The sequence below is a fragment of the Kitasatospora sp. NPDC088351 genome, from assembly GCF_040685575.1.
Lineage (GTDB): Bacteria > Actinomycetota > Actinomycetes > Streptomycetales > Streptomycetaceae > Kitasatospora.
Genome location: NZ_JBFBIL010000103.1, coordinates 1 through 12,279, shown reverse-complemented (window position 1 = coordinate 12,279; position 12,279 = coordinate 1). Strand labels below are relative to the sequence as shown.

Sequence of the window (12,279 nt, the reverse complement as noted above, 5' to 3'; positions counted from 1 at the left end):
TTCACCAAGAAGCAGTAGCCGACCGAACCCCCGCAGCCAGCAGCCCTCTCCCCAACCTCAACTCGAAACGGACATCAACTCTCGAACCGCCCTCTTAAAAGTTACGTGGAATCTGCCGGGGTGATCATGTCTCCCCGGTGCAACCACGGACTTGGGAGATGGCTTGAGCGGCACGACGGTGCTGAGGGAGAAGTGGCCGGTGCTGGGCCGGCACGAGCAGGCGGCGGTGTGGCTGGAGATCTGGACCGATCTGGGGCGGGCACCGAGGACGATCGACGCCTACGCGCGTGGGCTGGCGGAGTACCTGCTGATGTGCGAGCGGGAGGGTGTTGACCCGGCCACCGCGAATCGCGCCGACATCGCCTTCTACGTAAGGGAGTTGACCTCACGACCGCACCGTCGGGGTGCGAACGTGGTGGTGATCGACTCTGGGTCAGGGCTGGCGAACGCCACGATTCAGCAGCGTCTGGTGCCGGTCCGTCTGTTCTACGACTTCCTCATGGAGGAGGGTCTGCGCGAGTCGAACCCGGTGGGCCGGGGCCGCTATACCCCTGGGCGCCAGCAAGGCGGGCAGAAGCGCGGACTGGTGCCGCGGCTCACGAAGCTGGCATGGATCCCCAGCGAACAGCAGTGGCTGGAGATCCTGCAGGTCGCGCGGGAGGAGCCGGTCCGCAACCGGGTGATGCTGGCCCTGGCCTACGACGCCGCCATGCGGCGCGAGGAGCTGTGCTCGCTGCGGACCGACGACCTCGATCCGGCCCACCGAACGCTGAGGGTGCGGGCGGAGACGACGAAGAATCGGCTGGAGCGGGTGGTGCCGTACTCGGCGGCGACCGGAGTGCTGCTGTCGGCCTACCTCGCCCACCGGGCCACGATCAGCCGGGCCCGGGGGCCGCTGTTCCTTTCGGAGTCCCGGCGCAACCACGGGCAGCCGCTGACCCTGTGGACCTGGTCGAAGGTGGTCCGCCGGATCGCCCTGGCGGCTGGTGTCCCGCGGTTCTCGACCCACACCACCCGGCACCTGTGTCTGACCGATCTGGCCCGGATGGGCTGGGAGTTGCACGCCATCGCCACCTTCGCCGGCCACCGCAACACCGATTCCACGCTCCAGTACATCCACCTGTCCGGCCGGGACCTGGCCGACAAGCTGGCCCGCGGCATGGAGCACATCCATGCCTGGCGAATACAGATGCTCACGTCCGCGGACGGTACGACGGCGGAGGTGTCGCGGTGACCGCACCACTGCCGGCCATCGCCGCCGAGGACGGGGCCCGACGCTGGTCCTGGCCGATCTCCCGGCCCCGCGACAACGCCGCGGTGGCAGTGCGACCCGCCGAGGCCAGGGCCGTGGCCGACCTGGGCTTGCGCAACCTGCGGCGACTGCAGTACCACGACCCGTCCGCGCCCGGCTGGCGCGTGATCGCGCGGCTGCTGGTTCCGCTGGAGGCGGTCAACGCCGCACTGGACTCCCCGCCCACCTCGCATCGCCGACGGGCCATGCTCGACGTGGTCGCGGTGTTGCTGACGCGGTGCGCGGAGACCGGCAGGACCTTCTGGGGCTGGACCGAGGAGGAATGGTTCCACCTGCTCGGCCGCACTCAGGCCGAGTTCCGCCAGCACGCGCCCGCCTGGGCAGGCGACGAGGTCCGCCCCTATCTCGCGGCGCACGCCTACCTGCTCGGTGGCTTCAACGAGTTCCACCGACTCGGCAGCTTCCAGCGGCTCACCCTGGCCTGGCGGATCTTCGGACGCGACCGCGTCAACGGCGAGGTCACACGACTTCGTACGGTCCTGGGCGCCTGGGGCTACCGGCTCGGCCGGGACGAGGACACCCTGCTGCCGATGGTGGCCTGCCAGCTGTTCCTGCTCAACCGCAGCCCACACCTCGAAGACCTGGACACCGCACTGTTCGACCGGGTCCGCCGTGACGGGCTGCTGGACGGCAGCAGGCTGAACACCCTGCACGCAATGCAGCGGGCGGTCGCCGAGCTCGGATTCTGCGATTCTCCGCGTCCCGGCACCGGCCGCCACTCGGCCCGGGCCAGCGGCGGAGCGCCGATCTGGGAACAATGGGCCGACCGCTGGCACGCCACCTCGACGCTGACCCCGCGCGTTCGCGGCGGCGTCCGCTCGAACCTGCTCAAGGTCGGCCGGTGGATCGCCGCCGAGCAGCCCGACGCCGCCGATCCGGGCGACTGGACCCGGCAGACCTGCGCATCCTGGATCGCCGCACTGGACCGGATGAAGGTCGGCGACTACGTCCAGCGCACAGTTGGGCTGGGGGACCGTCTCGGCAAGCCACTGGAAGCCCCCAGCAAGGCGGCCCAGATCACCGCGCTGCGAACGTTCTTCCGCGACTGCCAGGAATGGGAGTGGCTGCCCCGCCGCTTCGACCCCCTGTGCGCGCTGGCCATCCCTCGCAGCATCACCGCCCTCCTCGGGCCCGACCCCAGAGTGATCGCCGACGAGGTCTGGGCCAAGCTGTTGTGGGCCGGCCTGAACCTCGAACCTGAGGACCTGCCGCAGACCCGGTCTGGGCACTTCTATCCCTTCGAACTGGTCCGTGCGGTCACACTGACCTGGCTATTCGCTGGCCAACGCAGCGACGAAATCGCCCGCTTGAGGCTGGGCTGCATCCGCTGGCAGCACGACGGGAGACCGATCGCCGGCGACTCGCCGCAGGTCCTGGCCCGCGACGCGGTCTGCCTGCTCGACGTCCCGACCCACAAGACCGGCACCGCCTTCACCAAACCGGTCGACCCGATCCTCGGCCAGGCCATCGACGCCTGGCAGGAGATCCGCCCGGACCAGCCGAAATTCACCGACCGCCGCACCAACGAGCTGGTCGACCCGCTGTTCGCCGTCCGGGCCCGCCGCGTCTCCACCAGCTACATCAACAACACGATCATCCCGATGCTCTGCCGCAAGGCCGGAGTCCCGGCCGCCGATGTCCGCGGGAACATCACCAGCCACCGGGCCCGGTCCACCATCGCCAGCCAGCTCTACAACGCCAAGGAGCCGATGACGCTGTTCGAGCTACAGGCCTGGCTCGGACACCGCTCACCGCAATCCACCCAGTACTACGCCAAGATCACGCCCAACACTCTCACGAAGGCATACACCGAGGCCGGGTACTTCGCCCGCAACGTCCGCACAGTCGAGGTCCTTCTCGACCGAGATGCCGTCACCTCCGGGGCCGCGGCCACCGGTGAACCATGGCAGTACTACGATCTCGGTCACGGGCTGTGCTCCTACTCGTTCTTCGAACAGTGCCAGCACCGGATGGCCTGCGCCCGCTGTGATTTCTACACTCCCAAGGAATCGACGAAATCCCAACTCGTCGAAGCCAAGGATAACTTGCAGCGCATGCTCGTGAGCATTCCGCTCACCGAAGAGGAACGCGCCGCCGTCGACGACGGCCAGAGCGCACTCGACCGCCTGCTCGAGCGCCTCTCCGAGGTGGCCACCCCAGCCGGCCCGACCCCGAGCGAGCTCCGCGCCGAACCTGGCCGCCCCCTGCCTCTGACTGTCCGATCATCACCCGACTCCACCGACCGAAAGTGCTGCTGACATGCGACCCGCCCTCTTCACCATCGACCTCCCCGGCCCGGGACGACTGAGCACCATGGCCAGACCCCGCGGCAATGACTGGCTTGAAGACGAGATGGCCGCGCTGAAAAACTGCGGCGTCGACACCCTGGTCTGCGCGCTCACCGGACCCGAACTCGACGAACTCGGCCTCGCAGACGAACCCCGAACAGCCACAGCAGCCGGGCTGCAATTCGTCGCGATACCCATCCCCGACCGCACCGTCCCCGACTGCACCGCGATCCTGCCTACCCTGCACAGACTCGCCGAGCAGCTACGCGACGGTGCACACGTTGTCACCCACTGCCGAGCCGGCATCGGACGCTCATCCCTCCTCGCGGCCGCACTCCTCATCCTCAACGGCGTCGCTCCCGACACCGCCTGGAACCAGATCGAACGAGCTCGCGGGCTCGCCGTCCCAGACACCGCCGAGCAGCGAGAGTGGACGATGCAACTGCTCAAATAGGCATGATGTTGACAAATCAGATTCCACAGAATGATCCGGTTGACGGTGCCTTCGACGGGGCCGGAGTTCCAGTGGGTGGTCAGTCCGGCGTGGACGGCGTCGTAGTCACTGTTCAAGCCGATGGCGAAGGTGCTGATCCCGGGCAGGCCCGAGGTCATGGCCTCGGTGATCCATTCGGTGAGGCGTTCGCCCTCCAGGCGGGTGAGCATCTCGGCGAAGGAGGTGACCAGGCCAGCGGCGGTGTCCAGTTCGGGGCAGTGCGCGAGGACCGCCTTGCGCTGGACTTCCTCGTCGGGAGTGAGCCCGGCAGGGTGGCGGGTCAGCCAGCCGGTGACCTGCCGGATCGAGGGTGGCGGGGGTGGTGGCGGTGTGCTGTCCGGGGCAACAAGGGCCTGGCGCTTCCACTGGACGAGGAGCGTCCGGCCGCCCCGGTAGCCCCGAGCGGTGATCTCCTCGAACAGCACCCGAATGGTGATCCTCCCGCCCGTCTCCTCCCACCGCTGGGCCAGGTAGGGCTTGAACGGGTCGAGCTTGCTCGCCCGGGGGCGCCGGTCCTTCATCATGTCCTGCCAGCGCGCGGCGTGCGCGTAGCGGCCGACGGTGTTGCGGCTCCAGCCAAGGCGGCGGGCAACCTCGCGCATGCTCATCCCTCGTTCCAGCAGCTCGTGGATCAGGGCGTGGTGGGCGCTTCGCCGGTCCGCCATCCGCCCGGTGGGGTCGGTTGGCTCACCGTCATCGTTGGCACCGTTGTCGTCGGGGATCGGGGCCTCCCACTGCGGTTCGGGCTCCGGCTCGAGGACAGGGAGGCTGTGCAGGCAGGAGCGGTGGTCGAGCACGGTGCGCTCGACGGCCTGGGTGAGGTTATGCCACAGGTGGTACCGGTCGGCAACCTGCCGGGCCTGAGGTGCCGCGGCATCGGCGGCCTCCGCGTAGGCGCTGGCGCGGTCGCGGCAGATCACCTCGACCTGCGGGTGGTCAGCGAGCCACGGGCCGAGGGTGGCCGCGTCGCGCTCCGGGAGAAGATCCAAGACCCGGTGGGTGATGGCGTCGATGATCACGGTGCCGTAGACATGGCCCTTGCGCAGGGCGAAGTCGTCCACCCCGATCGCGGTCGGGGCGCCGACGGGCAGGTCCGGCATCTCCATCACGCGCCGCAGCAGCGTGCTGCGGCTCCCACGCAGGCCCAGCAGCCGGGCCATCCGTTCACCGGCCCGGCCGGCGAGCGCCAGCCCGACCGCAGCGACCGCCGAGCGCAGCCGCTCGGTGCTCTGTCCGTGTCGGCGGGTCAGGCCCTGACCGTGCCTCCACCCGCACCACGGAGCCGACCGGTTCCACCTGGACCACTGCCACCTCCGGCACTGACGGGAACAGCAACTCCTGGAGCAGGGACCACGATTGCGTCACGGTCGCCGACTGTCAGCCACCCGAAACCCGAGCCGACGACTTTCAGTCGATCTACGAGCCCGCCGAGAGCCGGTGATCCGTTACGGACCGTCACCGGTCACACAACCTGGGCCAGAACCTCATATGAGAGCCACTGCTTCGGTGTGAACGGGAGCCGGGTGTAGACCGTTCGTGGCGGTGGTGCACTCGCCCGGGACGGGTGCTCTTCGGTGAGTTCGGGGGCCACTTCGGCGGGAATGGGAGCCACTGATCGGGTGACCGGGCGGGTCTGGGCGGAGTGTCCGAAAAGACCGGGTCAGCGTCGTCGATAACGTGGGGTCGCGGGCCCGGGTTGCCTCCCTGACAAGTCGTGGCCAGGGCCCGCCCCGCACGAAGCGAGAGTACTGCGACAGCATGCCGTGATCGAGCCCGTTGGGTTCCTCGAAGTGCCTGGCGCACTGGTCCAGCTGGCTGTCGCGTGGCGTACCCGGCCGTCCCCCGCCTTCAGCACCGCTGTAGCGTTGTCCGCAACCGATCAGGGGGATTCAGTGACGAGGTCCTTGCACTTCAGCTGGGAACTGAGCGGCTCCGGCTGGGCGACGTGCAGGATCTGGGACGGCTCGACGAAGCACCGGGAGAGCGTCAGCTACTGTGCAAACGCGCTCGCCGACTTGTTGAAAGGCGTGACGGGCCTTTACGGCCCCCATGGCATCCAGCGGTTCTCGTTCGACCTTGAACCGGCAGAGGCGCGGTGGATTCTTCGTCGCCGAAACAGTGACGTGCACATCGCGATCCGTCGCTTCCCGGACATGTCGACCAGCTTCGACGCACCGGACGGCAAGGGCACCCTCGTGTGGACGTCCACACGTCCTCGTACCTCCCTGGCGCATGCGGTCCTGATGGCTGCCGAGAAGGTGCGGCGAACCCACGGCGAGGACGGCTACCTCCAGAAGTGGCAGATGCACGCCTTCCCCACCGCCGAACTGGAAACCCTTCGGCACCTGCACCTGGCAGCGGATGACTGCGCTCTCCAGCACTGAACCAACGGCGCCTCACGGCGCAAACAAAAGCTGAGCCAGAACCGCTTCTTATGCTCAGAGCCAGCCATCAGTGGGGGCCAGTCCTTCGTGCTGCCTGGCGGGTTGTCAGCTCTGAGCGGTGAGGAGGGATTCCTGGGTGGCCTGGTAGCGGTAGGACTCGGTGCCGGTCTGGATCAGGGTGCAGCGGAAGGTGATCCGGTCGGCGATGGCCGCGCAGAGGCGGGCGTCGCCGAAGGTTTTGTCCCACTCAGTGAAGGGTGAGTTCGTGGCGACGGCAGTGGCCTTGCGCTCCTCGCGCTCGGTGAAGATCTGGAACAGCAGCTTGGCGCCCTTGCGGTCCAGGTTGAGGTAGCCGAACTCGTCCAGCTATGCGGATATCCGCATAGCTGGACCTATGCCGAGACCGCGACTATGCCGAACGGGGTGTCAGCGTGGCTGGCCGCAACCGGTGAGGGGAATGCTCGTTCCGCATAGTCGTGGGGTCCTGCTGACGAATGGCTGCCCGGCTTCTGACACACTGGTGCCATGACAATGCAGCGAAAGGACCATGCCGCGTACGCGTCCTTCGGACCTGCGCTCGGACCGCCGAAGCTTCCCGGTTGAGCGTGGGCGATATTCGAAGGTCGGTCAGGTTTCTGGCTCGGCGCAGGCCGAGATCATCCGCTTGGAGCGAAGTCGCTTCGCGCCCGGTGACGTGGGCAAGGCTCTGGCTGCGTGGAGTGAGCTGGCGCATACTCCACGGCAGCGTTCGCCTGACGTTCGCACGGGATGTGGTGAACCGTCCTGCTGTCCGCCGGAGCCGGACGAGTGGCGGGAGCTCCTGGAGATCGTCATGCATGCCTTGCCTTCGAAGTCCGCGCGCGAGCTCGCCCGTATCGTCGGACGTTTGGGCAGCAGAATTCTCGATCATCCGGCCTTGAGACACACCGTTTCACCGCGCGGTCGATGGTGGCACTTCAGCCGGTGGCCGTGGGAGGACTGACAGCGGGCGTCGGGCTTTCATCCTGGGGTGCAGCTGATCGGTGTCACAGGCGGTCGAGGAACGCGAGGACCTTGTCGGTGGGCCGGTAGCGGCCCGGCCGGGCGGTGACCGGTGCGGTGAGGGCCAGCGCCTGTTCCTTGATGGTCATGTCGGCGTGGACGTAGGCGTCAGTGGAGCGAACGCCGGCGTGGCCGAGCCAGAGCGCGATGACCGTGGTGTCGACGCCGGCCTGCAGCAGCGACATTGCGCAACAGTGCCTTCTGTCCGCAGAGGCTGTGTGCGGATAGCTTCGTGTGGTCATTGAGCACGTCCATCGTCGACGCCGTGTTCGCGACGCTGGCGGTGCGGTGTGTGGCATTCCGAAGGCTCCAGTGTGATGCAGTTCACTGCTGTGGTCGCGCTGCTGGAAGGATGATCGCTGCGGAGCTGCTGTGACAGAGTCGGGTCATGCCGTTTGATCACAATGACCACTACCACCGTCTGCTCCTGCGTCAGATGCCGCAGAGCTGTCATGCGGCGCTGGATGTCGGCTGCGGGACCGGCCGGTTCGCCCGTCGGCTTGCGAGCCTGGACGTCGAAGTCCGCGCCGTTGACCCCTCGGAGGAGGCCATCGCGGCGGCCCGCGCCTTATCCGAGGGGATAGCCAGCGGCAGGGCGCCCAGGTTCGAGCACGGGGACGTGACTGAGCTTGAGTTGCCGAAGGGGCACTACGACTTCATCTCCTGCCTGGCGAGCATCCACCACATGCCGTTCGACACGGTCGCCGCGCTGCGCGACGCGCTTGCGCCCGGAGGGGTCCTGGTCGTCCTCGGCTGCTATCCGGAGAAGACGCGAGTCGACTGGGCCTGGAGCCTGGCGGCGGTTCCCGCCAATGCCGTTGCCAGGCTGGCGGTTGCGGTGATGGACAAGATCCGCCCCACCTCCGCCGGATCCGGACGTGGCCTGGCCAAGGCACCGGTGGCGCCGCCGACCATGCCCCTGTTCCAGATCCGGCAGGAGGCCGCGGTGCTGTTGCCCGGATTCACTCTGCGCAGACTCCTGTTCTGGCGCTATCTGCTCGTCTTCCGCAACAGCAGCTGACTCGGCTGCTGGTCGGCGTCAACTGCTCGAGCCGATCGTGATGGTGCGAACCGTGGGAAGCCGGGTGATGCGGCTGGCCGCGTCGGCGGTGCCGCGAAGGCGGACGATCTCCTCGTGCTGGGCGGCGAGCCTCGCGAGAGCCCGGGCCCGGAAGTCGGTGAGCTCGTCGATAGTGCCCGCGGAGCGGGCCAGGCGTTCCTTCAACGCCGTGACCTCAGCTTTCAGGTCTGCGATCTGGGCCTCTTGTGGGTCGGTGACCTCTCCGGCCTGTTGCAGGGCTTGGAGTCGGCGTTCGAACTCTTCGCGCAGGTGGGTATAGGGGCGGGCTCCGTAGAAGGCGGTGCGGTCGACGGCGGCTTCGTTGGCGAGGGTCTTGATGTCGCATCGGCCTCCGGGCGGGATCTCGCCGCGCAGGAGGCGGTCCATGGCGGTCCGGGCGCGGTTCGACGCCTGGTACGCCGATGCGACTTCGTGTCGCCGGCGTCATCGTTCTCCTCTACGCTCAACCCCTGACCCGCATCGTCCAGTTGACGGTCGACGACGTGCTCAACGACGGAGAAGCAACGCTTCTGCGGCTCGGGGAACCCGCCTCACCCGTCCCCGTACCAGTCGCATCCCTGCTGCTGGAGTACATCGCAGGCCGCGACAACATGAACACCGCCACTAACCAGGCATCGCGCTGGCTCTTCCCCGGCCGGCGGGCAGCCAGCCTGCCCGCCCAGACCACCTGTCCGCGCTCCTGTGCGAGATCGGCATCCCGGTCGCCGCCGCGCGCGGCGCCGCCATCCGACAGCAACTCCTTGAACTTCCTGCCCCCGTCGTCGCGGATGCTCTCGGCTACCACGACAAGACCACCAGTCGCCTCCTTAAGGAGACCGGTGGGACGTGGAGCCGATACACCGCAGGCGACCACCTACGGTCACCATCCGGCTGGACAGCACCGCGAACTGACGGTAGCCGAATAGGCGAGCTCACCAGCACCAAGACCGTTAAAGCGGCCCTGCTTCCCGTCCTCCTGAGCCCCTGAGGGATCCTTGCCCACGTGCTTACAGTGCAGATGAACGATGCGGCGGCGGCCCTGCTCGGCGCATGGGCAGGACTCGCACCGACACAGTCCCCACAGGGACTGACAGCTGGCCTCCGTGATCTCACAGCCAACGGCATCACTCGCCACGGGGACGCCGTGGTGCTGACCGATACCGCCCGTCACCTGCGCGACACCGGACCCGGAGGCTTCATCGACCTCACCGCGTGGGAGTGCAGCGTCAACAGCTTCCACCTTGAGGATTTCGTGCCCGTGACCGTCGATGTCCTGGATGACGGCGAGCCCGTCATCGCCGAGGCCGATCAAAGGCTACTGCTGGCCCAGGGCCTCACGCTGGCCTTGCACATCTGCCATCTCGGGCGGTCCGTCGAACCTCCGCTCCAGATCCGATGCATCGTTAGCGCGAGTACCACCAACGGGACCTTCCGCTTCCACCGCATCCGGGTTGGCCAGCAAGAGCACCATCCGAACCTGGACAGGTACACGCTGGAGAAGATGATCGTCATCGACACGGGCTCGCCGAGTTCCTGACCTCCTGACCCGACAGAAGAAGCTCCCCGTCCTCCAGCCGCATCCGTCCAGAACTACGAACAGTCACCACCAGGCTTCCTACGGCTGCGAATACGCGACAGTTGATTACGCGAGCTCACCAGTACCATGGCCGTTGCGGGAGTGTTGCGGCGTCTCGTCGGCGTCTCGTCGGCGGCCGTCCGGCGACTCGCTACGGCCGTCCGGCGGGCAGGAGGGTGATCGCGGTGGCGAGCAGGCCGTGGCGCACCGCCCAGCGGCCGTCGAAGGCGTCGATCCGCCGCCCGTCCACGACCGGCCCCGGCACCAGCAGTTCGGCCCGGAAGGTGCCGTCCGGGTGGAACGTGAGGTCGGCCTCGTGGAAGTCCAGGAAGAGCCCGGTGAGTGGGAACCACGTCTTGTAGACGGACTCCTTGGCGCTGAACAGCAGCCGGTCCCAGGGAAGTTGGGGGTGGTCGGCGAGCAGCTTGGATATCCGGTCCTGCTCGCCCGGCAGTGCGACGGCCTCCAGCACGTCCGCGGGCAGCGGCTGTGCGGGCTCGGCGTCGATGCCGAGCGAGACCACGTCACGGGCCAGAGCCACGGCGGCGGCGCGGAACCCGGCGCAGTGCGTCAGGCTGCCGACCACCCCGGCGGGCCAGCTCGGTGCACCGCGCAGGCCCGGCACCAGTGGCCGGTACGGCACACCGAGGCGGCCGAGCGCGGTACGGGCGCAGTGGCGCACCGTGGCGAACTCCCGGCGCCGGGTCTCCACCGCCCTGGCGATCACCGCCTCCTCGGCGGGCTCCAGCCGGGCCTCCGGCGAGTCGTCGTACGCCACTTCGACCACCACCGGAACAGGCAGCAGTTCGCCGATCACGGGCTCCCCCTCTTCGTCCGCACCACGCGGCCCCGCGCCGCGCCGAACGAGCCTAGCCCAGCGGGCCCCGGACCGCCCGGCATGCTGTCGGCGACATGGCGTGTGGGTCCTCGACTCCGCCCCGCCGGATGTGATCCGGTGGGGCGAAGCGCTGCCAGGTGGGAGGTTCGGGTGCGGGCCCGGGGTGTGTCATGAACCAGGCGTGCGTCCCGTCCGTGGGCGGCTTCGCCGTGGTCCTGCGTGGAGGTGACGGACTTCAACGGGCCGTGCAGCGCGATGCCGTGATCCCGGTGGGCGGCGGCCGGCCGTGCCGTGGGCCTGGCCGGGGTGCCGATGACACGGCGCGGATTTGAGCCACCGGGGGGTCAAATCCGGTACTCATCCCGGTATTTGGGTCCGGCCAGGGGTGATGGGCGGGGTGTCATGGAAGCATGCGACATGTGAAGCGTGACATATCACATGCGTTTCCCGGCCCCTCTTGCTGTCGGTTTTCGAAGGAGAGAACTCTGATGAAGCGTTTCGTCGCGGTCCTCGCGGCCGGTGCCGCACTGTCCGGGCTCGGTGTCGCGGGCGCCGCCCAGGCCACCGCGCAGACCACGGGCACGGTCGCGACTCCGTCCGCGACCACCTGCGCCTACGGCCCGGTCGGCATCGTCCGGAACCAGGTCTGCGTCACGGTCGACGGCGGCCTCGTGTCCGCCGCCGGCTACTCGACACCTGCCCGTTCCGACTGGATCCCGCAGTCCGTCTCGTACAGCCTGAACCTCGGCATCACCGGCGGCGTCCCTCTCGAAACCGAGAACCTCACCGGCATCGTGCCCCGTGGCGGGCTCGCGGTCGGCTACGTCGCGAGCACCGTCCCGTGCGGCTCCAGCGTGACGGCCACCCTCCAGACCGTGAGGCAGGGCTGGCCGCCGGCGACCGCCACCGTAACGGTGCCGGTCACCTGCTGATCCCCCGGCAGCACGCATTTCGCCAACAGCATCCGCCCGGGTCGGGCGACGTCCTGGCCGCGCACGCCGTAGGGGAGTGTGTCTGGCCGGTCCTGAGCGAGGAGCGCCGCGTCGGCCTCGGTGACCGGCAGGCCCAACTCGTCCTGGATGAGCGCGATCAGGTCGCCACCGCCGCCCGCCCTGCCGGTGCCGGATGCCTGCCAGGGGTGCGGGCGGGGGATCCGGCACCGGCAGCCTGCGGCGGTCGGCCGAATCCGGCCTAGTACTGCAACGGTGCTTAGCGTGACGAGGCTTCAGCTCTTGGGCTGTGGCCTCGTCTCTTGTAGTGGCTGGTCCGGGCCTGGTGTTGGCGTCG

At 68.4% G+C, this 12,279-nt stretch carries 12 protein-coding genes and 1 pseudogene; 7 read left to right on the top strand and 6 right to left on the bottom strand.

What is annotated here, in order from left to right:
* Positions 1-163 precede the first annotated feature (163 nt).
* The 3 genes from AB0P06_RS36035 to AB0P06_RS36025 are packed head-to-tail and all read left to right on the top strand — an operon-like array spanning position 164 to position 4,054.
* Complete coding sequence (locus tag AB0P06_RS36035; protein WP_363615076.1) at positions 164-1,234, top strand: tyrosine-type recombinase/integrase; 1,071 nt, start codon at positions 164-166, stop codon at positions 1,232-1,234.
* A complete protein-coding gene (locus tag AB0P06_RS36030; protein WP_363615074.1) occupies positions 1,231-3,570 on the top strand; it encodes a tyrosine-type recombinase/integrase in 2,340 nt (779 codons plus the stop codon). The genes AB0P06_RS36035 and AB0P06_RS36030 overlap by 4 nt, the downstream gene beginning before the upstream one ends.
* Position 3,571: 1 nt before the next feature.
* Positions 3,572-4,054 carry a tyrosine protein phosphatase gene (locus AB0P06_RS36025; protein ID WP_363615072.1) on the top strand — a complete coding sequence of 161 codons (483 nt, stop codon included), beginning with the start codon at positions 3,572-3,574 and terminating at the stop codon, positions 4,052-4,054.
* Positions 4,055-4,098: 44 nt separating this feature from the next.
* On the opposite strand, the pseudogene AB0P06_RS36020 reads toward AB0P06_RS36025, so the two are convergent.
* A pseudogene (locus AB0P06_RS36020) lies at positions 4,099-5,343 on the bottom strand (ISL3 family transposase); the annotation flags it as partial.
* Positions 5,344-5,856: 513 nt separating this feature from the next.
* On the opposite strand from AB0P06_RS36020, the gene AB0P06_RS36015 reads away from it, so the two are divergent.
* Positions 5,857-6,477 carry a hypothetical protein gene (locus tag AB0P06_RS36015; RefSeq protein WP_363615070.1) on the top strand — a complete coding sequence of 207 codons (621 nt, stop codon included), beginning with the start codon at positions 5,857-5,859 and terminating at the stop codon, positions 6,475-6,477.
* Positions 6,478-6,582: 105 nt separating this feature from the next.
* On the opposite strand, the gene AB0P06_RS36010 is transcribed toward AB0P06_RS36015, so the two are convergent.
* Together AB0P06_RS36010 and AB0P06_RS36005 are read right to left on the bottom strand one after the other, a co-directional pair.
* On the bottom strand, positions 6,583-6,843 hold the full coding sequence (locus AB0P06_RS36010; RefSeq protein WP_363615078.1) for an ATP-binding protein: 261 nt from the start codon (positions 6,841-6,843) through the stop codon (positions 6,583-6,585).
* Positions 6,844-7,502: 659 nt separating this feature from the next.
* Positions 7,503-7,760, bottom strand: a complete 258-nt coding sequence (locus AB0P06_RS36005; protein ID WP_363615068.1) for a tyrosine-type recombinase/integrase — start codon at positions 7,758-7,760, stop codon at positions 7,503-7,505.
* 146 nt (positions 7,761-7,906) lie between these two features.
* Here AB0P06_RS36005 and AB0P06_RS36000 point away from each other — a divergent pair, with 146 nt between their 5' ends.
* Entirely contained in the window at positions 7,907-8,539 is a 633-nt protein-coding gene (locus tag AB0P06_RS36000) for a class I SAM-dependent methyltransferase (RefSeq protein WP_363615066.1), read from the top strand.
* Between the two features lie 18 nt (positions 8,540-8,557).
* Here the strand turns inward: AB0P06_RS36000 and AB0P06_RS35995 are convergent, their stop codons facing one another.
* Both AB0P06_RS35995 and AB0P06_RS35990 read right to left on the bottom strand, forming a co-directional pair.
* The gene (locus tag AB0P06_RS35995) at positions 8,558-8,965 is read right to left on the bottom strand and encodes a hypothetical protein (protein ID WP_363615064.1); all 408 of its coding nucleotides are present in this window, start codon (positions 8,963-8,965) and stop codon (positions 8,558-8,560) included.
* A gap of 76 nt (positions 8,966-9,041) precedes the next feature.
* Positions 9,042-9,383 carry a hypothetical protein gene (locus AB0P06_RS35990; protein WP_363615063.1) on the bottom strand — a complete coding sequence of 114 codons (342 nt, stop codon included), beginning with the start codon at positions 9,381-9,383 and terminating at the stop codon, positions 9,042-9,044.
* A 213-nt stretch (positions 9,384-9,596) separates the two neighbouring features.
* Between AB0P06_RS35990 and AB0P06_RS35985 the strand changes: the two genes are divergently transcribed.
* Positions 9,597-10,115 (top strand): hypothetical protein, encoded by a 519-nt coding sequence (locus tag AB0P06_RS35985; protein ID WP_363615061.1) that lies wholly within the window; start codon positions 9,597-9,599, stop codon positions 10,113-10,115.
* A 190-nt stretch (positions 10,116-10,305) separates the two neighbouring features.
* On the opposite strand, the gene AB0P06_RS35980 is transcribed toward AB0P06_RS35985, so the two are convergent.
* The gene (locus tag AB0P06_RS35980; RefSeq protein WP_363615059.1) at positions 10,306-10,971 is read right to left on the bottom strand and encodes a 4'-phosphopantetheinyl transferase superfamily protein; all 666 of its coding nucleotides are present in this window, start codon (positions 10,969-10,971) and stop codon (positions 10,306-10,308) included.
* Positions 10,972-11,480: 509 nt separating this feature from the next.
* Between AB0P06_RS35980 and AB0P06_RS35975 the strand changes: the two genes are divergently transcribed.
* Positions 11,481-11,924, top strand: a complete 444-nt coding sequence (locus AB0P06_RS35975) for a hypothetical protein (RefSeq protein WP_363615056.1) — start codon at positions 11,481-11,483, stop codon at positions 11,922-11,924.
* Positions 11,925-12,279: the final 355 nt, after the last annotated feature.